Source organism: Catenuloplanes nepalensis, assembly GCF_030811575.1.
Classification (GTDB): domain Bacteria; phylum Actinomycetota; class Actinomycetes; order Mycobacteriales; family Micromonosporaceae; genus Catenuloplanes; species Catenuloplanes nepalensis.
On record NZ_JAUSRA010000001.1, the window covers coordinates 4,607,030 to 4,631,379 of the forward strand.

26 protein-coding genes are annotated in these 24,350 nt (G+C 72.6%); 6 read left to right on the plus strand and 20 right to left on the minus strand.

What is annotated here, in order from left to right; all coding sequences use genetic code 11:
- Positions 1-13 precede the first annotated feature (13 nt).
- From J2S43_RS19910 to J2S43_RS19920, 3 genes are read right to left on the minus strand one after another with little or no spacing between them, the layout of a single operon-like run.
- Positions 14-655 carry a response regulator gene (locus J2S43_RS19910; protein ID WP_306831370.1) on the minus strand — a complete coding sequence of 214 codons (642 nt, stop codon included), beginning with the start codon at positions 653-655 and terminating at the stop codon, positions 14-16.
- The gene (locus J2S43_RS19915; RefSeq protein WP_306831372.1) at positions 652-2,025 is read right to left on the minus strand and encodes a sensor histidine kinase; all 1,374 of its coding nucleotides are present in this window, start codon (positions 2,023-2,025) and stop codon (positions 652-654) included. The genes J2S43_RS19910 and J2S43_RS19915 overlap by 4 nt, the downstream gene beginning before the upstream one ends.
- Entirely contained in the window at positions 2,022-2,999 is a 978-nt protein-coding gene (locus J2S43_RS19920; RefSeq protein WP_306831373.1) for a DUF418 domain-containing protein, read from the minus strand. The genes J2S43_RS19915 and J2S43_RS19920 overlap by 4 nt, the downstream gene beginning before the upstream one ends.
- A gap of 192 nt (positions 3,000-3,191) precedes the next feature.
- Between J2S43_RS19920 and J2S43_RS19925 the strand changes: the two genes are divergently transcribed.
- The gene (locus J2S43_RS19925) at positions 3,192-3,434 is read left to right on the plus strand and encodes a ferredoxin (protein WP_306831375.1); all 243 of its coding nucleotides are present in this window, start codon (positions 3,192-3,194) and stop codon (positions 3,432-3,434) included.
- A 142-nt stretch (positions 3,435-3,576) separates the two neighbouring features.
- On the opposite strand, the gene J2S43_RS19930 is transcribed toward J2S43_RS19925, so the two are convergent.
- Entirely contained in the window at positions 3,577-4,878 is a 1,302-nt protein-coding gene (locus J2S43_RS19930) for an ammonium transporter (protein ID WP_306831377.1), read from the minus strand.
- A gap of 305 nt (positions 4,879-5,183) precedes the next feature.
- On the opposite strand from J2S43_RS19930, the gene J2S43_RS19935 reads away from it, so the two are divergent.
- Together J2S43_RS19935 and J2S43_RS19940 are read left to right on the plus strand one after the other, a co-directional pair.
- Entirely contained in the window at positions 5,184-7,445 is a 2,262-nt protein-coding gene (locus J2S43_RS19935) for an LLM class flavin-dependent oxidoreductase (RefSeq protein ID WP_306831378.1), read from the plus strand.
- Entirely contained in the window at positions 7,442-8,335 is an 894-nt protein-coding gene (locus tag J2S43_RS19940; protein WP_306831380.1) for an LLM class flavin-dependent oxidoreductase, read from the plus strand. The genes J2S43_RS19935 and J2S43_RS19940 overlap by 4 nt, the downstream gene beginning before the upstream one ends.
- Before the next feature lie 92 nt (positions 8,336-8,427).
- Here the strand turns inward: J2S43_RS19940 and J2S43_RS19945 are convergent, their stop codons facing one another.
- The 10 genes from J2S43_RS19945 to clsA form a co-directional block, all read right to left on the minus strand.
- Positions 8,428-8,958 (minus strand): ricin-type beta-trefoil lectin domain protein, encoded by a 531-nt coding sequence (locus J2S43_RS19945; RefSeq protein ID WP_306831382.1) that lies wholly within the window; start codon positions 8,956-8,958, stop codon positions 8,428-8,430.
- A gap of 386 nt (positions 8,959-9,344) precedes the next feature.
- Positions 9,345-9,923, minus strand: a complete 579-nt coding sequence (locus J2S43_RS19950; protein WP_306831384.1) for a MerR family transcriptional regulator — start codon at positions 9,921-9,923, stop codon at positions 9,345-9,347.
- 215 nt (positions 9,924-10,138) lie between these two features.
- Positions 10,139-10,603: a bifunctional nuclease family protein gene (locus tag J2S43_RS19955; protein WP_306831386.1), complete on the minus strand. Its 465-nt coding sequence runs from the start codon at positions 10,601-10,603 to the stop codon at positions 10,139-10,141.
- 188 nt (positions 10,604-10,791) lie between these two features.
- Complete coding sequence (gene ftsR, locus J2S43_RS19960; RefSeq protein ID WP_370881639.1) at positions 10,792-11,550, minus strand: transcriptional regulator FtsR; 759 nt, start codon at positions 11,548-11,550, stop codon at positions 10,792-10,794.
- A gap of 34 nt (positions 11,551-11,584) precedes the next feature.
- A complete protein-coding gene (odhI, locus tag J2S43_RS19965) occupies positions 11,585-12,031 on the minus strand; it encodes an oxoglutarate dehydrogenase inhibitor Odhl (protein ID WP_306831388.1) in 447 nt (148 codons plus the stop codon).
- A gap of 240 nt (positions 12,032-12,271) precedes the next feature.
- Entirely contained in the window at positions 12,272-12,652 is a 381-nt protein-coding gene (gene gcvH, locus J2S43_RS19970) for a glycine cleavage system protein GcvH (protein WP_306831390.1), read from the minus strand.
- A 29-nt stretch (positions 12,653-12,681) separates the two neighbouring features.
- Complete coding sequence (locus J2S43_RS19975; RefSeq protein WP_442320068.1) at positions 12,682-13,605, minus strand: DUF881 domain-containing protein; 924 nt, start codon at positions 13,603-13,605, stop codon at positions 12,682-12,684.
- Positions 13,606-13,917: 312 nt separating this feature from the next.
- Complete coding sequence (locus J2S43_RS19980) at positions 13,918-14,250, minus strand: small basic family protein (protein WP_306831394.1); 333 nt, start codon at positions 14,248-14,250, stop codon at positions 13,918-13,920.
- Positions 14,250-15,218: a DUF881 domain-containing protein gene (locus J2S43_RS19985; RefSeq protein WP_306831395.1), complete on the minus strand. Its 969-nt coding sequence runs from the start codon at positions 15,216-15,218 to the stop codon at positions 14,250-14,252. The genes J2S43_RS19980 and J2S43_RS19985 overlap by 1 nt, the downstream gene beginning before the upstream one ends.
- Positions 15,215-15,847, minus strand: a complete 633-nt coding sequence (clsA, locus tag J2S43_RS19990; RefSeq protein WP_306831397.1) for a cardiolipin synthase ClsA — start codon at positions 15,845-15,847, stop codon at positions 15,215-15,217. Before clsA ends, J2S43_RS19985 begins: the two co-directional genes overlap by 4 nt.
- A gap of 299 nt (positions 15,848-16,146) precedes the next feature.
- Here clsA and J2S43_RS19995 point away from each other — a divergent pair, with 299 nt between their 5' ends.
- Positions 16,147-17,220 carry a CapA family protein gene (locus tag J2S43_RS19995; RefSeq protein ID WP_306831399.1) on the plus strand — a complete coding sequence of 358 codons (1,074 nt, stop codon included), beginning with the start codon at positions 16,147-16,149 and terminating at the stop codon, positions 17,218-17,220.
- A gap of 42 nt (positions 17,221-17,262) precedes the next feature.
- Here the strand turns inward: J2S43_RS19995 and J2S43_RS20000 are convergent, their stop codons facing one another.
- Positions 17,263-17,850 carry a MarR family winged helix-turn-helix transcriptional regulator gene (locus tag J2S43_RS20000; RefSeq protein WP_306831402.1) on the minus strand — a complete coding sequence of 196 codons (588 nt, stop codon included), beginning with the start codon at positions 17,848-17,850 and terminating at the stop codon, positions 17,263-17,265.
- Positions 17,851-17,989: 139 nt separating this feature from the next.
- On the opposite strand from J2S43_RS20000, the gene J2S43_RS20005 reads away from it, so the two are divergent.
- Positions 17,990-18,652: an FMN-dependent NADH-azoreductase gene (locus J2S43_RS20005; protein ID WP_306831404.1), complete on the plus strand. Its 663-nt coding sequence runs from the start codon at positions 17,990-17,992 to the stop codon at positions 18,650-18,652.
- A gap of 46 nt (positions 18,653-18,698) precedes the next feature.
- On the opposite strand, the gene J2S43_RS20010 is transcribed toward J2S43_RS20005, so the two are convergent.
- From J2S43_RS20010 to J2S43_RS20020, 3 genes are all read right to left on the minus strand, one after another.
- Complete coding sequence (locus tag J2S43_RS20010) at positions 18,699-19,307, minus strand: TetR/AcrR family transcriptional regulator (protein ID WP_306831406.1); 609 nt, start codon at positions 19,305-19,307, stop codon at positions 18,699-18,701.
- A 5-nt stretch (positions 19,308-19,312) separates the two neighbouring features.
- Positions 19,313-20,272 (minus strand): aldo/keto reductase, encoded by a 960-nt coding sequence (locus J2S43_RS20015; RefSeq protein ID WP_306831409.1) that lies wholly within the window; start codon positions 20,270-20,272, stop codon positions 19,313-19,315.
- A gap of 67 nt (positions 20,273-20,339) precedes the next feature.
- A complete protein-coding gene (locus J2S43_RS20020) occupies positions 20,340-21,311 on the minus strand; it encodes a phosphotransferase (protein WP_306831411.1) in 972 nt (323 codons plus the stop codon).
- A 126-nt stretch (positions 21,312-21,437) separates the two neighbouring features.
- Here J2S43_RS20020 and J2S43_RS20025 point away from each other — a divergent pair, with 126 nt between their 5' ends.
- Positions 21,438-22,190, plus strand: a complete 753-nt coding sequence (locus J2S43_RS20025) for an SGNH/GDSL hydrolase family protein (protein WP_306831413.1) — start codon at positions 21,438-21,440, stop codon at positions 22,188-22,190.
- Between the two features lie 80 nt (positions 22,191-22,270).
- Here the strand turns inward: J2S43_RS20025 and J2S43_RS20030 are convergent, their stop codons facing one another.
- The gene (locus J2S43_RS20030) at positions 22,271-22,996 is read right to left on the minus strand and encodes an alpha/beta hydrolase family protein (protein ID WP_306831415.1); all 726 of its coding nucleotides are present in this window, start codon (positions 22,994-22,996) and stop codon (positions 22,271-22,273) included.
- A gap of 77 nt (positions 22,997-23,073) precedes the next feature.
- Positions 23,074-24,273, minus strand: a complete 1,200-nt coding sequence (locus tag J2S43_RS20035) for a cellulose binding domain-containing protein (RefSeq protein ID WP_306831416.1) — start codon at positions 24,271-24,273, stop codon at positions 23,074-23,076.
- Positions 24,274-24,350 lie beyond the last annotated feature (77 nt).

Sequence of the window (24,350 nt, forward strand, 5' to 3'; positions counted from 1 at the left end):
CGCCCTTCGCCTTTCAGGTTCGGTGGTTCTCCCAGGCCCAGGCGGCGACCTCGACGCGGTTGCGCAGGCCGAGCTTGGTCTGGATGTTCGCCAGGTGTGCCTTGACGGTGCTGACCGAGACGAACAGCTCGGCGGCGATCTCCCGGTTGGTGCGGCCGCGCGCGACCCTCCGGACCAGCTCCAGCTCGCGGTCGGTGAGCGGGGGCGGCGGGCCCGGCGCGAACGCCGGCCCCGCACCGGCGAAGTGCCGCAGCAGCCGCATGGTCACGGACGGCGAGACCAGCGCGTCACCGGCGTGTGCGGCCCGGACCGCCTCGGCCAGCAGCGCGGGACCGGAGTCCTTGAGGATGAAGCCGACCGCGCCGGCCCTGAGCGCCTCGTGCACGTACTCGTCCAGGTCGAACGTGGTGATCACGACGACCTTCATGGTGGCGGCGAGCGCGCGGGTCACGTCCAGGCCGGTCAGCCGCGGCATCTGGATGTCGACCAGGCACACGTCCGGCCGCAACCGGCGCGCCGCCTCGATCGCCACCACGCCGTCCTCGGCCTCCGCGACCACGGTGATGTCCGGGTGGCTGTCCAGCAGCAGCCGCAGGCCACGCCGCACGATCGCCTGATCGTCCGCGACCAGCACGGTGATGGCGTCCACGCTCACCGGCCGGTGGGAACGACGACGTGCACGGCCCAGCCGCCACCGGCCCCGAACCCGGCGGTGCAGGTCCCGCCGAGCGCGACAGCACGCTCCCGCATCCCGTCGACCCCGTGCCCACCGCGGGATTCCCCCGCCACGCCACCCGTCGCCGGACCGGCTGCCGGCACGCGATCGGGACCACCGGGCGGCCTCGTCACGCCACCCCGCGCCGGACCGGTGCCGTCGTCGGTGACGGTGAGGCGGATCAGGTGCGGGTCGTGGGCGAGCGTCACCGTGACCCGGCGTGCGTCGCGGGCGTGCCGGATCACGTTGGTCAGGGCCTCCTGCGCGATCCGGTAGAGGCCGGTGGCCAGCGCGGACGGCCAGTGCGCGGGCTGCGGCCCGTCCGGCAGCTCCAGCCGCACTTCGATCCCGCCGGCCGCGCCGCTTGGGCCGGCCGCGCCGCTTGGGCCGGCCGCGCCGCTTGGGCCGGCCGCGCCGCTTCCGTCGGCCGCGGTCGCGCCGATGTCGTGGCGCGTGCTGGTCATGCCTGCCGCGAAGGCGGTGACCAGGTCGTCGATCGTGCCGGGCGGGTCGGGATCGCCGTCGGGGTCCCGGAGCAGGCGGACCACCCGGCGCAGCGAGTCCAGCGCCTCCGCACCGGCCTTCTCGATCTCGGCGAAGGCCGCGCGGGACTCGCCCGGCGCGACCTGCGCGACCTGCGCGACCTGCGCCTGGATGATCAGCGCGGTCAGGTGATGAGCCGCCACGTCGTGCAGGTCGCGGGCCAACGCCGATCGTTCCGCGCGCCGCACCGACTCGCGCAGGTCCCGTCGCCGGGCGTCGCCGATTCGCCACCACAGGCCCGCGCCGGCCGCCACGAACCAGCCGGCCGTCATCACCAGCGTGACCGTCGACGTGTAGGTGCCGCGGAACGCCACCGTGGGCACCAGCGCCCCCGCCGCGGTCAGGGCCGCGCCGATGCCGCTGAGCCGCCGCACCGCCACGCCCGTCACGATCAGCAGTGCCAGGCACGCGACCGGCGCCGGCTGCCCCCGCCACCCGGACGTCACGTCCACGACCTGACCGGCCAGCATCAGCCCGACCGCCACGACCGCCGCCCACTCCACGCGCCATCGCCTGCGGCCCGCGAACACGACGGCCTGGCGCCGGGCAGCCGCCGGGACCGAGGGCCGCCGCCGGAGCAGCACCGCGATCGCGGCGATGCAGATGCCGGTCGTGACGAGCAGGTGTGCCAGCGCGACCGGCAGCGGCGGGCGGGCGCCCGCGGTCACCACGATCTCGATCAGCAGGCCGAGCGTCAGCGCGGACGCGAGCCCGGCCCGGCCGATCAGCCGGGCCGCCGTCAGTGCGGATGCGGATCGGCCGGTCATCGGGCGGAGGCGATCCGCAGCGGGGGACGGCGCCACCAGGTCACCCACCGCCATCCCCATTCGAGCGGGCCCTGCCGGAACCACCGCAGCCAGAGCGTCGACCACGCCCACTGTAGAGCCAGGATCGCGGCCGCGATCGTCAGCACGGCACCGGTGCCCCAGCCGTCCGAGCCGGGCGCGAGCGCTGAGATCGTCAGCACCAGCGCGGTCGTCCCGAGATAGTTGGTCAGCGCCATCCGGCCCAGCGGCGCCAGCACCGCGGTCAGCCCGCGGCGCAGCGGCGTCCGGAGCAGCAGCAACAGGCCGCACACGTAGGCGGCCGCGATCAGCAGCCCGGCGATCGGATAGGTCCAGCGGACCGTGGCCTCGCTGGTGGCCTGCAGATACCCGAACGGCACGGCGGCCGCGGCGGACAGGACGAAGGCCGTCGCGGGTACGCGGGCCGAACGCTCGATCCGGTCCACCACCCCGAAGCGGGTGAGCGTCGCCCCGAGCATCAGCAGCCCGGGTGTCAGCAGGTAGAAGCCGGTTCCGAGGCCGAGTGACAGCCCGATGAGCAGCACGCACAGCCCGGCCGCCCAGTTTCTCGGCAACCATGAGGCCGGCAGCAGCACCAGCAGGCCGAACAGCGCGTACGCGGTGAGGATGTCCCCGGGCCAGAGCAGCAGCATGTGCGCCAGGCCGACCGCGAGCAGCGCCACCAGCCGCCGGAGCAGCACCCGCCGCGAACCCGCGGAGCGCAGCAGCAGCTGGAACCCGACGCCGAACAGCACCGCGAAGATCGGATAGAAGCGCTGGTCGACGAAGAGATGCAGCCACGGCAGGGCGTCGGGCGCGGGCGGGAGGACCGTGCCGGCGGACTCGTGGACCGTACCCCGGTGGGCGATGGGTTTGATGTTGGCGATGGTTATCCCGCAGAGCGCGAACCCGCGGATGACGTCGAGCGCCACGATCCGCCGTGTTGTCGAAGGCATGCGTCACAGCCTGCGCGGACGCGCCGCCGCGAACCTCGGCCGGAAGGCCGGGACCGGTGCCGCGCGGTAGTGCTTTCGGCTCGAACCGGAGAAAACGTGCCGGGATTGGCGTCATCCGCGATCTCCGCTTCTGGCGCCCACATTGACGGTCAGGAACGATGTCCTAGACCGAGAGTGAGCGGGAGGCGACGCATGACTGCGTTTCGGGTGGAGGTCGACGGCGCGAGTTGCATCGGCTCCGGCATGTGCCGCTCGATCGCGCCGGAGGTCTTCGACTTCGACGAGGAGGCCGGCCTGGTCCGTCTGCTCGACAGCCGGCCGCCGGCCCACACCGCCCCCGCGGTCCGCGAGGCGGTCCTCCGCTGCCCGGCCGCCGCCATCCTGACCCACGAGAAACCGGCTCCGGTCAGGCTCTCCCCCACCGCGGCGCACTGACCACCGGCCCTTGGCGTCAGGGCGAACGCGCCAAACGGTCCATGATCCGGGCGCCCCGACCGCCGTCCGAAGCAAGCAGCGGGCCCCGGCGCGCCCACCCGGGAGGAATGGGCGGGGCGCCGGGGCCACGTCCGGGAGAAGATCAGGCCTTGGCCGGCTCGGGCTCCGAGGTGGCCGGGCCGGCCGGCGCGGCCGGGTCGGGGCCGAGGAAGTCGTAGCCGGACTCGCGGTGGACGCTGTCGATGCCCTCCTGCTCGACCTCGGCGCTGACCCGCAGGCCCACGGTCAGGTCGAAGAGCTTGGCGATGATGAACGTCAGCACGAAGCTGTACGCCAGGACCGCGACCGCCGCGATGGTCTGGTCGAGCAGCAGCTCGACGCCGCCGCCGAAGAACAGGCCGTCGCGCTCGTTCGGGGCGTCCGCGGTGGCCAGGAAGCCGATCAGCAGCGTGCCGATGATGCCGCCGACCAGGTGCACGCCGACCACGTCGAGCGAGTCGTCGTAGCCGAGCCGGTACTTCAGGTTGACCGCGAGCGCGCAGAGCGCACCGGCGATCGCGCCGATGATCAGCGCGCCGAGCGGGTTGACCGCGCCGCAGGCCGGCGTGATCGCGACCAGGCCGGCCACGATGCCGGAGGACTTGCCGAGCGAGGTCATGGCGCCGCCGCGGAAGCGCTCGACGGCGATCCAGGCGAGGCCGGCGGCGGACGCGGCCGCGACCGTGTTGAGCACGACGACCGAGGCGGAGTTGCCGGCGGCGAGCGCGGAGCCGCCGTTGAAGCCGAGCCAGCCGAACCAGAGCAGGCCGGCGCCGAGCGCGGTCAGTGGCAGGTTGTGCGGCTTGTGCGGCGACGACGGCCAGCCGGTGCGCTTGCCGAGCACGATGACCACGGCGAGCGCGGCGATGCCGGCGTTGATGTGGACCGCGGTGCCGCCGGCGAAGTCGATCGCGCCGACGTCGTTGGCGATCCAGCCGCCGACGACGGTGTCGCTGTCGAACGCGAAGACCCAGTGCGCGACCGGCAGGTAGACCAGCGTGGCCCAGACCGCGGTGAACGCGAGCCAGACGCCGAACTTCATCCGGTCGGCGACGCCACCGGCGATCAGCGCGGTGGTCAGCGCCGCGAACAGCATCTGGAACACGGCGAACAGCGCCGGCGGGATGGTCGCGGCCTCGTCCTCGGCGATCAGGCCGCCGAGGCCGAAGTTCGCGGTGTCCAGGCCGAGGATGCCGGCGCCGCCGATGGAGTCACCGAACGCCAGCGAGTACCCGTAGAGCACCCAGATCACGCAGACCACGATGGCCGCGCCGAAGGTCATCATGACCATGTTGATGACGCGCTTGGCGCCGACCATGCCGCCGTAGAACAGCGCGAGGCCGGGCACCATGAGCAGGACCAGCGCGGTGCTGGTCAACACCCACGCGGTGCTTCCACTGTCCACTGTATGTACTCCCTTGAAGTTTCAGAGCGTTGTGAGCGGCAGTGAACCCAAGGTTGGTTACGGGCGGTCACGCGCGGTGTTGCGTGATCGTTTCGCTGCGTTCCGAAACATTTAAAACCATGCGGCGGTACGGATCAGGGCCCCGACCATGATCGTCGTAGCTGCGGGCCGCACGCGTCCGCGAGACGGTCCGGGTGCCGACGCTCCTGAGGACGAGCCGGCCGGGGCGGTGGATGTCACATCCGTTTCGATGCGGATCTGGCACACTGGTTGATGCATCAACCTCGCAGCTGATTGGTTCGGCCATGAACTACGGACACCCCCTCGAGTTCGGCTCGTTCGTCACGCCCGGCAACGCGCCACCGCAGGACCCGGTCGGACTGGCCACGCGGTCCGAGGAGCTCGGCTACGACCTGGTCACGTTCCAGGACCACCCATATCAACCGAAATTTCATGACATGTGGACGTTATTGTCCTGGGTGGCCGGGCAGACGTCACGCATCCGCCTCGCGCCGAACGTGATCAACCTGCCGTTGCGTACCCCCTCGGTCCTGGCCCGGGCCGCCGCCTCGCTCGACCTGCTCTCCGGCGGTCGCCTCGAACTCGCGCTCGGCGCCGGCGGCTTCTCGGACGCGGCGCGGGCGATGGGCGCGACCGTGCGTCCGCCGCGCGAGTCGATCGAGGCGCTCAGCCAGGCGATCGACGTGATCCGCGAGCTGCAGGACCTCTCCAGCGCCCGTCCGGCACGCGCGGGCGGCGAGTTCCACCGCGTCGTCAGCGCGCAGCGCGGCCCGGCCCCGGCGCACGCGATCCCGATCTGGGTCGGCGCGGCCAAGCCCCGCATGCTGCGGCTGGTCGGTGAGAAGGCCGACGGGTGGCTGCCGTCGCTGCCCTACGTCGGCCGGGACGGCGTCTCGGCCGGCAACAAGATCATCGACGAGGCCGCGGTCGCCGCCGGTCGCGAGCCGGCCGACATCCGCCGCCTGCTCAACATCTCCGGCGCGTTCCGGCCCACGTCCGAGGGGTTCCTCCAGGGCCCGCCGGCGCAGTGGATCGACGAGCTGCTGCCGCTGATCCTGGAGGACGGCGTCGGCACGCTGATCCTGATGACCGACTCCGCCGCCGACCTGGAGACGTTCGCCACCGAGGTGATGCCGGCGCTCCGCGACGCCGCCGCACCTCTGGCCGAGCCCAACCACAAACCCTCGGGGGTACGGTCGAAGCGCCGCCCCGGCATCGGCTACGACGAGGTGCCGGCCTCCCTGGCCCGGTCCGCGGTCGAGCCCGGCGACGTGGAATATTCGGCGGTCCGCTCCAACTACATGCGCGGCGGCTCCCCCGGCCTGGTGCTGCGGCCGTCCACGCCGGACGAGGTCGCGGAGGCGCTGCGGTTCGCCGCCGGCCACCGCCACCTGCCGTTCGGCGTGCGCAGCGGCGGGCACGGAATCAGCGGCCGGTCCACGAACGACGGTGGCATCGTGCTGGATCTGGGCCGCTTCAAGACCTTCGAGGTGCTGGACTCCGCGACCCGCCTGGTCCGGATCGGCGCCGGCCTGCGCTGGATGGAGGTGGCCGCCGCGCTCGCCCCGCACGGCTGGGCGCTGACCTCCGGCGACTACGGCGGCGTGGGCGTCGGCGGGCTCACCACCGCGGGCGGCATCGGCTGGATGACCCGCAAGTACGGCCTGACGCTCGACCACGTGCGCGCCGCGACCGTGGTGCTGGCGGACGGCTCAGTGGTGCGCGCGTCCACGGACGAGCATCCGGGCCTGTTCTGGGCGTTGCGCGGCGCCGGCGCGAACTTCGGCGTGGTCACCGACTTCGACTTCCGGGTCGACGAGGTCGGCGACGTGGGCTGGGGCCAGTTCGTGCTGGACGCGTCCGACACCGCCGGCATGCTGGTCCGCTACGGCGAGGCGGTCGAGGCCGCGCCGCGCGACCTGACCGCGAACCTGCTGATGGGCCCGCCGCAGCCCGGCCAGCCGTCGTTCGCGCAGGTGATGGTGCTGGTCGACGCGTCCGACGCGGAGACGGTCGTGGAGCAGATGACGCCGATCGCCTCGGTGTCCGCGCTCTACGACCAGAACGTGGTGATCGCGCCGTACTCCGCGGTCATCTCGAACGCGTCCACCGAGCCGCACCGCGGCCAGGGCGAGCCGGTCAGCCGTTCCGGGTTCGTCCGGCACCTCACGCCGGAGGTCGCGGCCGGGATCGCACGGTTGCTGGCCAGCGGCGCCACCTACTTCTTCCAGATCCGCGCGGTCGGCGGCGCGGTCTCCGACGTCGCGGCCGCGGACACCGCCTACGCGCACCGGGACGCGAACTTCCAGATCGCGGCGATCGGCAACAACCGGCAGCGCCTGGACCGGGTGTGGGACCGCGAGCTGTACCCGCTGATGGAAGGGCTCTACCTCAGCTTCGAGACCGATCCGCGGCCGGACCGGCTCACCGACGCGTTCCCGCCGGCCACGCTGGAACGGCTGCGGAAGATCAAGACGGAGTACGACCCGACGAACCTGTTCCGCGACAACTTCAACATCGTTCCCGCGACGGAGGACCGGTCATGACCGACTACGGACACGAGCTGCTCTTCGGCGCGTTCGTCACCCCGGCGGCCCGGCCGCCGCAGCAGGCCGTCGAGCTGGCGGTCGCGGCCGACGAGTTCGGGCTGGACGTGGTCACCTTCCAGGACCACCCGTACCAGCCGACGTTCCACGACGCGTGGACGCTGATGAGCTACGTCGCGTCCCGCACCTCGCGGATCAAGGTGGCCGGTAACGTGCTCAACCTGCCGCTGCGCGAGCCCGCGGTGCTGGCCCGGGCGGTCGCGTCGCTGGATCTGCTCTCCGGCGGCCGGGTCGAGCTGGGCCTCGGCGCGGGCGCGTTCTGGGACGCGATCGAGGCGATGGGCGGGCGGCGGCTCACCCCCGGGCAGGCCGTGGACGCGCTGGCCGAGGGGATCGAGATCATCCGCTCGGTGTGGGACACGTCGTCGAAGGGCGGCGTGCACGTGCACGGCAAGTACTACACGGTGGACGGTGCGAAACGCGGTCCGGCGCCGGCGCACGACGTGTCGATCTGGGTGGGCGCGCTCAAGCCGCGCATGCTGGCGCTGACCGGGCGGCTCGCGGACGGATGGCTGCCCTCGCTGGCGTACCTGAAGGGCGGCCCGTCCGAGCTGACCGGCATGAACGAGCGGATCGACGCGGCGGCGGTGGAGGCCGGGCGGTCCCCGTCCGACGTGCGGCGGCTGCTCAACGTGGGCGGGTCGTTCGCGGCGCAGAGCCGCGGGTTCCTGGACGGGCCGCCGGACCAGTGGGCGGAGGAGCTGGCCGGGCTGACCCTGGAGTACGGCACCAGCGGCTTCATCCTCGCCACCGACAACCCGGCCGCGATCGAACTGTTCGCCAAGGAGATCGCCCCGGCGACGCGGGAGCTGGTGGCGGCGGAACGCTGAGCGTCACCGCGCGAAGAATCCGGTGATCGTGCCGGCGTGCGGGTTCGGCGGGAACACCGGTGACCGGCCGAGAGCCGGTCACCGGTGCCGGATCAGCCGATGATCGGCAGAAGCTCCCACTCGGCGAACGCGCCCGGCCACTCCTTCGTCGCCGACACGTACGGCGCCTCGTGCTGGTGATACGCCTTCAGCCACGCGCCGGACGGCGGGTTGGAGACCCGCCAGGTCGGCACGGACCAGTCGGCCTTCGAGGCCCGGAACACCTGTTGCGGGTCGTTCTCGTCGCAGTCGCGGAGCGCCAGCCGGCCGCTGTCCGGCAGCTCCTCCCCGATCAGCTCCAGGCACTCCCGCGCGTTCTTCCGGACCATGAACACCGGACGCCCGACCGCGTCGACGTCGAGCTCCTTCTTCAGCCAGATCTGCTCGAACGAGCGGTCGCAGGGCTTGACCCGCACGACGTGCCCGTCCGAGGTGTCGTCCGGGACCGCCGTCAGGCAGCCGTCCAGTCCGACGTTCCTGATGTAGGACGGATCGATCCCCGGGCTTGCGACGGCGACTCCGGGAAGCGCCATCGCCGCGAGAGCCCCGGCGATGACAGCCACGTACCGTGCCTTGATTCGCATGATATTTCCCCCATGTCGGGCCGGTGGGATGGTTGTCCGCTTGCCGTGCTGGCTCCACCGGCGCGCCGCGGAAATCGTGACACCGCGGCCAACGACGCGGGCGTGATCTGCGGAAATGCACCCCTGATCGGGTGACCCGGCCGGCCCGCCCGAACCACTCACCCGGCCGACGCCCATACACGCCGAAGATCGTTGCCCGAGCCGGGCTACAGAGAGGCCGGAATCGCCGGACGTCGGCCCGGAGACGCCCTGCCGTACCGGCCTTACCCGGGCGTCATCCACGTCTCTCCGACGACGGGACGCGGGGAGGAGCGCCGGCGACGACCGGTGCCCGCGGGAGCACGTCCAGAGCGACCACGCCGGAAGCGGGAAGAGGAGTCGTGCTCTCAGCCGGCGCGACGGCGGGCGCGGCGTGCCGCGAGCTCGTCGCCGAACGTCTCCGAGGCGGGCTCCGGCTCCTCCGCCGGGCGCGCGAAGACCGCGGGCTCGCCCGGCAGGTGCGACAGCGATCCCTGGATCTCCTTGAACGCGCCACCGATCGCGATGCCGAAGACGCCCTGGCCGCCCTGGAGGAGATCGACGACCTCCTCCGGGGAGCGGCAGTCGTAGACCGTCGTCCCGTCGGAGATCAGCGTGATGCCCGCCAGGTCCTCGACGCCGTGCGATCGGAGCGTCTCGATCGCCTTGCGGATGTTCTGCAGCGAGACTCCCGCGTCGAGGAGGCTCTTGACGACCTTGAGGACGACCAGGTCGCGGAACGAGTAGAGCCGCTGGGTCCCGGAGCCGGAGGCGTCGCGGATGCTCGGGACGACCAGCTGGGTGCGTGCCCAGTAGTCGAGCTGGCGGTAGCTGATGCCGACAGCGTGGCAGGCGGTCACCCCGCGGTAGCCCACGGTGCCGTCCTCGCCGATCCCGATGCCGTCGTCGACCCCTGGGGCCGACCCTGATCCAGCAGATTCGTCCATGCGACTACCTCCCGCTGTGCGGTGCCGCGTCCCTCGACGAGCCCCACCATATAGCGCACATCGGACCGGATCGCGGAAGCTTTGCCGCGACACGCCGCGTACGGGGGAACCTGCGCAGCGTAATTGCCCCGTTACCGCATCGCGAAACCCGCGGAGCCGTTATCGAGTCGCCGGCCGGTGTGCCCCGGCTAGGCGAACCAGGCGAACCGGAGGTCTCAGCCGGCGAAGTCCTCGGGGCGGACGCCCTCGAGGAACTCGCGGAACTTCTCGACCTCGTCCTCCTGCTCGTCCGGAATGACGATGCCGGCCTCGGTGAGGACCTGCTCGGCGCAGCGGATCGGGGCGCCGACACGCAGCGCCAGCGCGATGGAGTCGCTGGGCCGGGCGGAGACGCGGACACCGTCGCCGAGCAGGAGGTCCGCGTAGAACACGTTTTCCTTGAGCTCGGTGATCTCGACGGCCTGCAGTGGCGCCTTGAGCGCCGTCAGGATGTCCCGCAGCAGGTCGTGGGTGAGCGGCCGGGCCGGCTTGACCCCCTGCTGCTCGTAGGCGATGGCCGTGGCCTCGACCGCGCCGATCCAGATCGGCAGGTAACGGTCGCCCTCGACCTCGCGGAGCAGGACGATCGGCTGGTTGTTGGGCAGTTCCACCCGCACCCCGACCACGCTCAGCTCGCGCACCGCTGCCTCCGTGTCGCTTATGTGTGAACGCCCCGATGCCACCGCCCAGCGGCGGCGTCGAGGCGCGTTCCTGCCCCTCACCTGCACGGTACACGGATCACCATGCGTAAGTGCCACCCGCGCCGTGCGATGCCGGGCACCGTACCCAAGCGAGCCTACGTCACGCGTGTTACGGACAAATCCCCAACTCAGCGCTCAAGGATGTCGCGCAGACCGGCCCGCAGCAGCGCCGCGTGCAGCATCTGCGAAAGGCCGGCCAGCTCAAGCGCGGTCTCGGCCGCGCGGGCGCGGGCGGCGGGGTCGCGCTGCCGGGCGAGCGGCGCGATCAGCTGGGCGTAGAGACCCACCTCACGGTCGGCGGCCGCCCGGAACCCACGCAGGTGCCGCGCCTCGATGCCGTGCCGGGCGAGGCCGGCGACGGCCTGGGCGACCGCGAGCGCGTCCTCGTCGTACCACCCGGGCGAGCGGCAGACGATCAGCCCGAGACGCTCGATCTCGGCGAGCCCGGAGTCCGACAGACCGGTGCGCTCCAGCAGGTCGGTGCGGCTGCACCGGGTGTCGACCGGTTCCGCGGCCGGCTCGTCGTCCGAAGGGGCCCCGACCAGCCGGAGCGCCGCCGGCCCGGAGCCGGCGGCCTCCATCTCGGCCAGCTGCGCGCGGATGACGCGCAGCGGGAGGTACTGGTCCCGCTGCGCGGTCAGCACGAAACGCAGGCGCGCGACATCGTCCCAGCTGTACTTCCGGTAGCCGGACGCGGTGCGCTCCGGCTCCACCAGGCCCTCGGCCTCGAGGAAGCGCAGCTTGGAGATCGTGGTGTCGGGGAACTCCGACCGCAGCTCGGACAGCACCTCGCCGATGCTCATCAGCCGGCGCCCATGCTGCTGCGCCGCCCGGTGATCACCGGGCGGCGGACCGGGGAAGGCGGCCGCCGCCCCGGAAACGGTCATGACATCTCCTCGCTAAACAGGAGGATCAAGGTCATCAGCGGCCACCCTCGTCCGGGCGCGGCCCGGCGATGAAGACGAGCCGGAACTTGCCGATCTGGACCTCGTCGCCGTTGGAGAGCGTCGCGGCCTCGACCCGCTCGCGGTTGACGTAGGTGCCGTTGAGGCTGCCCACGTCGCGGACCGTGAACGTGCCGCTGTCACGGTGGAACTCGGCGTGCCGGCGCGAGACGGTGACGTCGTCCAGGAAGATGTCGCTGTCCGGGTGCCGGCCGCTGGTCGTCACGTCGTGGTCGAGCAGGAACCGGGCGCCGGCGTTCGGCCCCCGGCGGACGACGAGCAGGGCCATGCCGGGCGGCAGCGAGCCGGACATCCGGCTGGGTACCACGTCGGTCTCGGGACCCTCGAGGACCTCGTCGAGCGAACCCAGGTTCAGCGTCGACGTGACGTCGAGCGGGGGGAACTCGTCGTCTGGGCGCGTCATCGGACCACCTCGTGTCTGTTTCGGTCGCACGTCCCTGCGGACCGGGACAACCGCCGGTCAGCGCCCGGCGGGGCCTCCCCCGGCTGCCATCCGTGGCATGTGAAGGACGTTCGACAATGCGGTTTCAATATCAAGTTCTCGCGTGACTACGGCAGAGTAGCCAGCGGGGTAGGGTGCGGCAACCAGACGCGCGCAACGCGTCAGGTTGTCAGATATCACACTCTGTCGGTGCGACGAAAACTACTTGTTGATCAGTTCACCGTAGGCAGTGCCGTCGAGCAGGGCAGCGACCGCCGCCGGGTCGGCCGGAGTGATCTCGATGAGCCAGCCCTCACCGTACGGATCGGTGTTGATCAGCTCGGGCTGGTCGTCCAGCGCGGTGTTCTTCGCGGCCACCGTGCCGGAGATCGGAGCGTAGATCTCCGAGACGCTCTTGGTCGACTCGACCTCGCCCAGCGACTCGCCGGCCTGGACGGCCGCGCCCACGTCGGGCAGCTGCACGAAGACGATGTCGCCCAGCGCCTGCTGCGCGAAGTCGGTGATGCCGACGCGCGCGGCGGCGGAGCCGTCACCGGACACCCACTCGTGCTCGGCGGTGTATCGCAGGTGCTCAGGAATCACGGGTCGTTCGTCCTTCGGTGAGAGCCGGGTCAGGAGACCGGCCGGGCGTACCGCAGCGTGGTGACGTCATGGACAGCGGACACGTCGACCACACCTTGTTCTTGCACGGTCACGTTACCGCCGTCATCCGTGATCGATTCGATCACCCCGCCGGGAATGCGCAACGCGGTGTCCATCGTCTTCGGGTCGCCGATCACGGTGATCGTGTATGTCGACGTCAGCCGCTTGCCGTCGACGATCACGCCGAACCGGTCGCCGCCCTGCCCGGCCGGCGAGTCGGTGAACGAGGTGGACGCCACGACCCGCACCGCGGTGCCGTCGCCGCCCTCGATCTGCATCGCCTCCGCGCCCGCGCCGCGCAACTCCTGCACCGCGTTGAGCAGTGCGTCCGACTCGACCTGGTTCTCTCCCCCGTTGATCCGGATGACCAGCCCGGTGCCGCGCGCCGGCAGCTCACCGGCGAGCACGCCGAGGTCGTCCGCGCGCTCGGTCGCCTCACGCAGCGCGGCCTCGGCACCCTCGGCGCCGGAGCTGAGCGACTGCTTGCTGTCCTCCAGCGCGGTGACCTCCTGTTGCAGCCGCTGCTCCTGCGACTCCAGGTCCGACAGGATCCGGACCAGATCCTCCTGCCGCGCGGTCAGCAGCGTCGAGTCGCCGTCGTTCGCCTTCAACTGCACGACCAGCGTGAACCCGAACAACAGCAGCAGCACCGCGATCATCACGGTGGTCGCGGAGAACCGGCGCGCCGCCGGCGCCGCTTCATCCCCAGAGCCATCCGAGGGTACGGATGGTGGCACCTCGGCCGCGGCCGGCAACCCGCCGTCGCCCTGCTCCGGCTTCGCCGCTACCGAGGCTGCGCGATCGTCCTCGCCCCGGACCGGCGCGACGATCTTCCGCGCTTCCGCGGGCGCGCTCGCCGCGGTCTTCTGCTTCGGCGCGGGCGCACCGCTCACCGGCACACCGGGGCTGACCGGCACGACCGGCGACGCCGAGCTCGGCGTGGGACTCGGCGCCGGGCTGGGCTTGGGGCTCGGCTTCCGCGCCGCGGACCGCTCCGCGTCGGTGCCCGTCTTCGCGGGCACGACCTCGGACGGCGGCGCCACCGGCGGAAGCACCACCGGGGGCACCGAGGTCGCCGGCGGCTCGGTATGACGCAGATCCGCCTGCGTGAGGTTGACCGTCGTCTGGTCCTCGACAGGGGGTTCTGCCGGCTTCGAGTCGGCTCGCATCGGCTCGTCGCTGCTCATCGGCTACAAGCTACCCGGTCAGGCGCTGAACAGGTGGCGGCGGATGGCGGCCACGTTGCCGAAGATCCGGACGCCGAGGACGACCACCACGCCGGTGGAGAGCTGCCCGCCCACGCCCAGCTGGTCACCCAGGTAGACGATCACGCCCGCGACCAGCACGTTCGAGATGAAGGAGATCACGAACTGCTTGTCGTCGAAGTTCCGGTCGAGCCGTGCCCGGACGCCGCCGAACACCGCGTCCAGCGCCGCCACCACCGCGATCGGCAGGTACGGCTGGAGCGCCGGTGGCACGGTCGGGTCCAGGAACACGCCGAGCAGGACGCCCGCTATCAACGCGATGACCGCGTACATCAGTCGCCTTCCGGGGAGGTCGGGGTGGTCGGGGTGGGGGTGCTGGTGCCGCTGATCCCGGGCGAGCCGGTCGCGGGCGGCGTCGGCTCGGGCGAGCGGTACGCGTGCTCCAGATCGCCGCCGGCCGCGGCCGTGAGCGTGAGGTCGTCGCGCCCGGTGACCTCGAACTTCATGCCGTACTTGTCGACCAGCGCGCGGAACAGCGACGCGCTGCCGGTCTGCTCGAACCGCTCCTTCAGCTCGTCCGGCCCGATCGCCGCCACCTCGTAGGGGCTGGTGACCGGCTGGAAGTCGACCAGGATCGCCTCGCCCGCGGCCCGGATCGTCGAGGTGGCGGTCAGCCGCTCCCCGTTGATCGCGATCGCCTCCGCGCCGGAGGCCCAGAGCGCGTTCGCGATGTCCTGAAGGTCCCGGTCGAGCACCTTGGAGACGTTCTTGCTGCCGCCGGTCACCACGTTCACGTCCGCGTCCCCGTCCGCGACCGTGACCACGACGCCGTCGCCCTCGACCTCGGCCAGCCCGGTGAGCGCCTCCAGGTCGCGTAGCCGCTCCGCGGTGTCGCCCTCGAGGTTCGCCTCGCGCAGCGCGTTGACCTCGGCCCGCAGCGCGGCGGCCCGCTGCTCCAGGTCCTCGGCGGAGTCCTGGCGGGCGTGGATCTGGTCGACCAGCGCGGCGCGGGCCTTGCCGCGGGCCGGTTCCGCGGCCATGGTCTGCCGGTAGGCGATCGCGAAGAGGAAGCCGACCAGCACGAGCGTGGTGAGCGCGAGCCCGCGGGCGGACGCGCCACGCCAGCCGGCCCGCGGCCCTTCCTTCGCGCGCCGGGCGGCCGCATCCGCGTAACCCGGGTCGAGCGGGTTGCGGAACAGCTCGGTCAGGAAGTCCGGCGCGTACACCCGCTGCTTGGCCTGGCTGCCGTCCCGGTCACCCGCCCCCGGCCGGTCCTCCGGGCTGTTCACGGTCTCGCTCATGCCGTCCCGTTCGCCGGGCGGGTGGCGCGGACCAGCAGCGACACCTGGTAGATGTAGAAGAACGCGGCGATCCAGTAGAGCACCAGGCCCCAGATCGCGCAGGCCCAGCCGAACGCGTGCGCGTACGGCCCGGCCGCCTCGGACGCCTTCGACAGCAGCAGCACCGGGAACGCCGCGAGCAGCATGAACGTGGCTGTCTTGCCGACGTAGTGCACCGGCGGCGGGCCGTAGCCGTGGCCACGCAGGATCAGCAGGCAGACGCCGAGCACCGCCTCGCGGGCCATCAGCGCGGCCGTGAACTGCCAGGGCACCACCGCGGTCAGCGTGAACGCGACCAGCGTGGCGACGATGTAGAGCCGGTCGACGAACGGGTCGAGCAGTTCGCCGAGCCGGCTGACCTGGCCGAGCCGGCGTGCGACCCAGCCGTCCACCCAGTCGGTGGTGCCGCCGATCGCGAGCACGATCAGCGCGGCCACCTGCTGGTCGTCGAAGCCGAGCAGCAGCCACAGGAACACCGGCACGCCGAACAGGCGCACGAAGCTGATCGCGTTCGGCACCGTGATGACCCGCTCGGTGAGAATGTCCTCGAGCGGTTGTCCGGGCGCCCAAGGCGCAGGCCGACGCGCCACAGCTTCCCCTCCCGCGCAAGCACGCCGGGCATGCCCCACCGATGCCCGGCTCCGCCGAGGCGGCGGTCCATCGTGCGGTCACTTCCGGCCCCCACGGCCGGTCGGTCGCACTGCGGGGCCACTATAACGCCCGGTGGGCGGCCTCCCATGAGCCCCACGCTGATCTTGTGATTACACCCCGTTCGTGACGATTCCTGCGTCCTAGGACTTCGTTATCCTGCTGTGACCCGCGGAGGGCGAGTTTGTCCCTACGCTATGCACCCGTGATACGGGGTTGGCATCGTGCGATCGTTCTCCCGGTGGCGGTCCTCTGCCTGACCGCCGGCTGTGGCACCACCGGTGGCGAGGGCACCGTGGCGGCGACCGGCACTCCCTTCCTGCCGGTCTATGTGGACGAGTCCGCCGCGCCCGGCCGGCCGGTCACGCTCGGCTTCGCCGGCGACGTGCACTTCGCCGGCCGCACCGCCGCGCTGCTCAACGACCCGTCCACCGCGTTCGGCGACCTCCAGGACGCGCTCTCCGACCCGGACGTGACCGTGGTCAACCTCAAGTCCGCGATCACCAAGGGCGGCCGGCCGGTCCGCACCGAGGGCAACTTCCGCGCGCCCGCCACCACGTTCGCGGCGCTGGAGGAGGCGGGCGTGGACGCGGTTTCGATCGCCAGCGACCACGTGCTCGACTTCGGCCCGCAAGGGCTCACCGACACGGTCACGGCCGCCACCAAGGCCGGCTTCCCGGTGTTCGGCGCCGGCAAGAACGAGGGGGCCGCGTTCCGCCCCTGGGTGACCGAGACGCAGGGCGTGACGGTCGCGGTGATCGCGCTGAACTCCACGCCGCTGTTCGCGGAGAGCTTCGCGGCCGCGGGCGACAAGCCGGGCGTGGCCGCGCCGGTGGACACCAAGCGCGCGATCGCGGCCGTGATCGACGCCAAGCGCTCGGCGGACGTGGTCGTGGTCTACAACCAGTGGGGCGAGACCGACGCGCAGTGCCCGTCGCCGAAGCAGAAGCAGCTCGCGGCCGCGCTCGCCGAGGCCGGCGCGGACGTGATCGTCGGCACCGGCGCACCGCACACGTTGCAGGGCGCGGGCTGGCTCGGCGCGGCCTACGTGGCGTACAGCTTGGGTGATCTGGTCTGGTTCAAGGACTCCCCGGTCTCGCGGGACACCGGGGTGCTGCGGCTGACCGTGAACGGCGGCGCCGTGACGGACGCGTCGTTCACCGCGGCGCGCGTGTCGACCGCGACCGGGCAGGCGGAGCCGCTGGCCGGCAAGGCGGCGGAGACCGCGCTCACCCGGTTCGCCGCGCTGCGCGAGTGCGCGGGCCTGTCCGCCGAGCCGCCGAGCGCGTCGCCGTCACCGGTCCCGAGCCCCTGATCCCGTACCACCCCCCGCAGGAGCTCTTGATCTGGTTCTGAGTCAGCGGCGGCGGGACCGGCGCGGCCCGGTGGCGACGGCCTGAGCGGCCGGCTCCACGCTATCGGCGACCGCCTCGCACGGGTTGCCCGCGGACTCGGCCTCGACCGTGGTCGCGAGGCGCTGCAACAGCACCCGGAACACCGCGCGGTCGCCCACCGGCAGCGTCGCCAACACGTGCTCCTCGGCCGCCTCGAAGCCCCGGGTGAGCACCTCGAGACGCTCGTGCCCGTGCGGCGTCGCGACGATCCGCCGGGTGCGCCGGTCGGCCGGGTCGGGCCGGCGCTCGACGAGCCCGGCCTCCTCCAGATCGTCCAGCAGATAGGTCATCACGGTGCGGTCTATCCCGAGGTGCTGGGCGAGCTGCGCCTGACTGAACGCGGTCTCACCGGTCGCGATGCGCAGAATCTGGTAACCCCGGGGCCCGCCCGGCAGGTCCGCGACCACGTGCTCGGACGCGCGAAGGTAGCTGCGGAAGACCACGCCCAGGCCCCAGCCGAGATCGGTGTCGATCGGCTTGTGGCCCTGCTCCTCGCAGAGTCGCGCGCGCTCGGCGATCTCGGACAGCGCTTCGTCTGCGGTCGTGGTCACGATCCCATAGTACGGACCCGCGCCACCGCCCTGACTTTCCCGAGAGCATCAGATGATCTGTGATTTATACTACCGTTGACGAGATAGTATTTCAGGCAGACGATCTGTGGGTCAGAACGGCAACACCTCTGGAGCGACGATGACCCTCTACCGCCTCGACGCCAGCATCCGCACCGAGGGATCGGTGACCCGCGCGGTCGCCGACACCGTGCAGAACGCCTGGTCGGAGACGCACCCCGGCGCCACCGTGCTGCGCCGCGACCTGGGCGCGCACCCGCTGCCGTCGGACTCCTGGCGCAACGCCGTCGGCGTCGGTTTCACCCCGGTCGAGGACCGCACGGCCGCGCAGCGAGACGCCGCCGCGCTGGCCACCGTCATCGGGGACGAGCTGCTCGCCGCGGACGCCTACCTGCTGGCGATCCCGCTGTACAACTACAACATCCCGCACCACGTGAAGGCGTGGTTCGACCTGCTGCTCACGGAGCCGCGCTTCGCGCCCGGCGGCGACCGGGTCCTCGAGGGCCGGCCCGCCGTCGTGGTCACCGCGCGCGGCGGTGGCTACGGCCAGGGCACGCCCCGCGAGGGCTGGGACCACAGCACGCCGTACCTTCGGCGGATGTTCGCCGACATCCTCGGCCTGGACGTGCACATCGCGGAGGCCGAGCTGACACTGGCCGGCGTCAACCCCGCGATGGAGGCGCTGCGCGGCCTGGCCGCCCAGTCGCTCGCGGACGCGCACGCCGCCGCGGAATCGCACGGCCGCACCATCGCGGCCCGCGTCTCCGCCCTCGCCACGGCCTGACGCTCGTGATCGGGGCGTCCCGGACGCCCCGATCATGAGGCCGGCCTCAGGCCTTCAGCTGGTCCCGCCCGGCGATCACCGCGAGCGCGGCCCGGCCCGCCCGGTCGACGGCGGTGTCGATGGCGTCCGGGCCGAACGCGCCGAGCCGGAGCATGCCGGCATGGCCGTGCGCGACCGTGACGACCGACAGGCCGAGCACCTCGGCCGCCACGGCGTCGCCGCCGGTCACCGTGAGGGCGGCGTCCTGGAACGTGCGCTTGACCGGCGCGGCCGCCTCCTCCAGGCGCGGGTCCCGGAAGCCGTGCGCCGGGCCCGCGAAGACCGCCTCGAAGAGCGCGCGGTGCTCCGCGGCGAACCGGACGTAGGCGCGCGCCGCGGCCGCGAGACGGTCCTCGGCCGTGGTCGCGGACGCGGTCTCGGCGGCGAGCGTGTCGATCAGGATCGCGCAGCCGCGCAGCGCCGCAGCCGCCACGAGATCGTCACGGTCGGTGAAGTGCCGGTACGGCGCACTCACCGCGACCCCCAGACGGCGGCTCGCCTCGGCCAGCGAGAAACCGTCGACGCCGCGCTCCGCGATCAGCTCCACCGCGATGTCGATGAGCGCGGCGCGCAGGTCGCCGTGGTGATAGCTGCTGCGATTCGCCGGTCTCGCCACGCGGCCTAGGTTAGCCCCCGGCATTGATCATCGATCGCGGCCCGCTCACGGTCCGTCAACCGGAAGCTCATCGCGGCCGCGGACTCGGCCGCCTGCTCCGGCCGGGTCGCGCCGGGGATCGCCACCACGGTCTCGCCGTACGCGGTGATGAGCCAGTTCAGTGCGGTCTGCGCGACGCTCACGCCGTGCGCGTGACCGATCTTCCGCAGCTCGTTCACCAGCGGCGTGGTCCGCTCTACGCTTCGACGCGTCACCAGCGCCAGGCGGCGCAGGGGCCGGATCCGCCGCAGCGCCTCCGGGTCGTCGTGGAATCGTCCGGTGAGCAACCCGCCCGCCAGCGGCTGCCACGCGATCAGCGTGATCCCCAGCCGCCGGGCCGCGGCCAGCACGCCGTTCCGCTCGATGTCCCGGTGGAGGAGGCTGATCCGCACCTGGTTCGTGGCCAGCCGGCCGTTCAGCAGCGCCGCGGCGCGTTCCATCCGGCGCGCGCCGAAGTTGCTCACGCCGACACCGCCGATCCGGCCCTCCTCCAGCAGCCGGGCCATCGCGGTGAGCTGCGGCCCGACCCGGCCGATAGACGTGTAGGGCTCGTGGATCTGGAAGAGGTCGACCCGGCGTCCGTGCAGCGCGGCCTCGCGGGCCGGGAACGTGCGCGGGATGCTGCGCGCGGTCCGGCCGGTCGGGTTCCACTTCGTCGCGATGCGGACGCCGCCGGGCGGCACCCCGGCCCGGGCCAGCGCGGTCGCCAGCGCGCGCTCGGAGTGGCCGTAGCCCTCGGCCGTGTCGAACCAGCCGATGCCGGCGCGGACGGCCGCCTCGACCACGGCGTCCACCCGCTCCTGCGGCATCGGCGCGAAGACCATGCCACCCGGGCCGCGGCCGGCGAACTGCATGCACCCCAGGCCGATCGCGGTCAGCTCGATGCCGGTGGACCCGAGCCGCCGCGGCCGGATCACGTCGTTCACGCGCACGCCACACCTCCGATGTTATCGCCTATCACAATGTGATTGACGATAACATCAGGATCGGTGACTACACCACGTCCGGCGCGGTCAGCTCGCCGAGCCAGTCCGCCACCGCGGTCGAGAAGTCGTCGTGCACCGGGAGGGCTGCGCCGCGCAGCGCCCGCCGCCAGGACATCGCCCGCGACACCCGGGTCACCCGGCCCGCCAGCGTCGCCGCGCGCCGCAGCGCGGCCGGATCGCCCGGCCACTCCGAGAGATACTCGTCGCGCAGCCGGGCCAGCTCCGGCGCGCCGGCCCTCACGCCCAGTGAGTGACCGGCGAACGACAGCGCCACCAGCAGCGAGCCGAACGGGTGTGCCACGCCCGCGTCACCCCAGTCGAAGAAGCGGTACGGCGGGCCGGGGAACACGTTCGCGTCCGTCAGGTCGTCGTGCTGCACGGTCGCCGGAAGGCCGGACGCGGCCAGCTCCGCGCACCACTCCGCGAACGCCGGCACCACCGCGGAGACCGCCGCGTGCCGGGAAGGGCCGAGGCCCGCCCGCACCCCGGGATCCGCCAGCAGCGCCGCGAGCTGCTCGGGCAGCACCTCCGGACGGTGATCCGGCACCCCGAGCGCCAGCAGCTCGTCCGCGTGCGGCATCGCCTCGCGTTGCAGCGCCGCGTATGCCCGCAGCATCTCCGGCCAGCGCGTGAGCCTCGCGCCGGGGTCGCCGGCGGAGAGCGTGTCGCGCAGCGTCTGGCCGGCGTCCGGGGTGAGCAGCCAGCCGCGCGTGACGTCCACGGCGAGCGGGACCAGCACGCGGTCCGGCAGCCGGTGGCCGAGTGCGCCGGCGAGCGCGGCCTCGTACCGGCAGTCCACGGTGTTCGCCTTGAACCAGCGCGGCCCGGCCGTGGTCGGAACCCGGTGCGTCACCGACCAGGGGCGCGCCCGGATCTCCTCGATCGGGCCGGTGGCCGGCGTGCCGAGCGCGTCGAGCCGCTCCCGGATCCAGGCGTGAGCAGCGGAAATCCAGCCGGGATCGTGCCAGTCGTTGTCCACAGCGCGCCACGATAACCACGGTCTACGGCCGCACAGAACCGAATTTCCGACCATCACGCGGTACGGCGGTGGCCGGGGCGCGTGCGCCGCGCGCGATGTGATCGCGAGTGGATTATCGTCTGGCGGGTGCGTTTCCTGGCGATCGGCGACAGTTTCACCGAGGGAGTGGGCGACGAGCTGCCCGACGGGACCGTGCGGGGGTGGGCGGACCTGGTCGCGGCCGGGCTCGCGGCGGCCTCCGGGGAGACCGTGCACTACGCGAACCTGGCCGTCCGCGGGCGGCTGCTGGCCCCGATCATCGGCGATCAGCTGGAGGCGGCGCTGGCCATGTCACCGCTCCCCACGCTGATCTCGCTGAACGGCGGCGGCAACGACATGCTGCGGCGCGGCATGGAGGTCGATCACCTGATGCGGCTGACCGAGCGGGCGGTCGAGCGGTGTGCGGCGGCCGGCGTGCGGCTGCTGTTGATCAGCGGGCCGGACCCGTCGGACCGGCTGCCGTTCGGGCGGCGCATCCACCGGCGCGGCGCGGACCTGACCGTGGCGGTGGCCGAGCTGGCGGCCCGGCACGGACTGCCGTTCGCGAACTCGTTCGACGACGTGGAGATCCGGCGCCCGGAGTACTGGTCGGCGGACCGCCTGCACCTGAACGCGGCCGGGCATCGCCGGGTCGCGGGCATCGTGCTGACCGCGCTCGGGCACGCGGTCGAGGACCACCGGCTGGATCCGGCGCCCGCGCCGGCCCGCCGGCTGTTCGCGGAGGCCCGCTACTACCGCGAGCACGTGCTGCCGTTCATGCAGCGGCGTCTCCGCGGGCAGTCGTCCGGCGACGGGCGCTCCGCGAAGTACCCGTCCTGGACGCCGGTCGCGGCCGCCTGAGGCACAGCACCGGACCTGCGCCGGCTCCGGGACGCCGCCGCGTGGTCCGGAGCGTGGCCCGCTCCGGACCACTCAGCCGGTCAGGCGTCCGTGAGCCTGGCGACGACCGCGGTGATCGCGGCGTCGATCGCGGTGCGCGACTCGTCGGTGTCGTCGAGCAGGTCGAAGCTGTGCTGGCCGTTCGGCGTGTCGACGATTCGCAGATCCGCACCGGCGGCCTCGGCCGCCGCGACGAACGCGGCCACCGTACCGGCGATGAACGGATGCTCCCGGCCCGCACGCGTCAGCACGATCGGCAGGTCCCCCGCGGACGCCACCGCCCCGGCCGGCCGGAACGCCGGGTCGACCTCCATGCCGGGAAACGGCTCCAGCAGCGGATAGCTCAGCGCCAGACACCGCAGCCAGGCCGCCGGCCCGCGCAGCAGCGCGGCGCTCAGCATGCCGCCGCCGGAGAAGTACCACACCGCGACCCGCTCGCCGTCCACGCGCGGGTCGGCCCGGATCGCCTCGATCGCCGCGTCGATCGCCTCGGCCGCGACCGGGTAGTCGGCCGGCGTCCGCAGCGGGTGGTCGACCACCGCACCGACCACACCCCGCGACGCGGCCAGCGCGCCATAGCCCCGGAAGACCGGCCAGTGCCGCGGCGACGGCCGCATCTCCGGCGGAATCGGACCGCCGTGAACGAACACGATCGCCGGCCGCGGCCCGTCCGCGCCCGGCAGGTAGAGGTCGATCGGATCGCGCGACTCCGGCTCGATCGGTGCGACCGGCAGCACGAATGGACTCATGTAGGTCGGTTCCGCCATGCCCATCACCCTATGTGGACACGACAACCACGCTCCTCGCGGACCGCCGGGTCAACCGGGCGAGCGCCGCCGGCCAGTCAGACGCCGGTGCAGGCGCGGCCGTTGATGGTGCAGGCGGTGGGCTCGCGGTCGGCGAAGAGGGCGCCCTTCAGGTCGGCCTCGAAGGTGAACGAACCCGTCCCGCCGGAGGCGCCGATCGGCGACACGCCGGCGGCCGGGGTGAACGTGACGGTTTCACCCGACTGGGTGAAGGTGGCGCCGTCGGCCTTGGTCACCGTGATCGGGTTCTTGAGCGTGAGCACGACGGTCCAGGTGCCGTTCTGGAACACGCCCGGGTTGGTCAGCGAGACCTTGCCGCGGTAGCCGAACGCCCAGTCGCCGTCCGTCGCGTACGCGGCCGTCAGCACGTCCTCGGCCGGGGTCGGTGCCGGGCCGGTCGGCGAGGCCGGCGGCGAGAAGCTCGGCAGCAGCGCGGCGGCGTCCGGTGCCGGGGATCGCGTCGCGGTCGCGCTCGGGGACGGCAGCGCGTTACTGGTCGAGGACGTGACCGGCGGTGCGTCGCCGGTCGTCTCCGGCGGCATCGGCGAGGACGTGACGGCGGTGACGCCGGACTCCGCGGCCACGTCGCCGTCCATGGCGCCGCGGCCCCAGATGATGCCGGCGGTCACCGCGGCCAGGCCGATCACCACGGCCACGCCCGCGATCACCAGCGGCACCCGCATGCTGCGCAGCCGCGCGACGCTGAGCCGGGGCAGGATCACGGTCTCCTGGCCGCGGCGGCCGCGCATGCCCTCCAGGTCGACCTCGCCGAACGCGAGCCAGTCGAGCACGGCCGCGAGCGGCTGGCCGAGCGCGGTCTCGTACGCGATGCGCTTGTCGGCCAGCTCGGCCTCGGATCCGGCGCCCTCGCGCCAGGACTGGTGCAGCAGGATCCGGGTGTGCTGCTCGTCGGCCGCGCTGAGCTCCCAGCGCAGGCGGGACACCAGGCCGGGACCGTGCAGGAAGAGCACCAGCCGCTCGCCGGTCTCGACGCCGACGACCTCGCCCTCGACCGTGGAGCCCTGGTCGGGCTGCTCGGCCTCGGGGTCGGGCTGCAGGCCGGGCAGGTCGGTGCCGGAGAGCTGGAAGAACGCTCCGACGCGCGGCTTCAGGTCGGTCTCGGCGAACCACTGGCGAAGCAGGCGCGGCTCGGTGAGCGCACGCCAGACCCGCTCGGCGGGGTGCTCGACCTCCACCTCGATCTCGATCTCGACGCTCGCGGCGCTCTCCGTCGTCACGACATGCACTGTAGAAGCCTGTTCATATCCGTGCGCACCGGGCACGCGCTGTCAAACCGTCACGATCCGTAGTCATG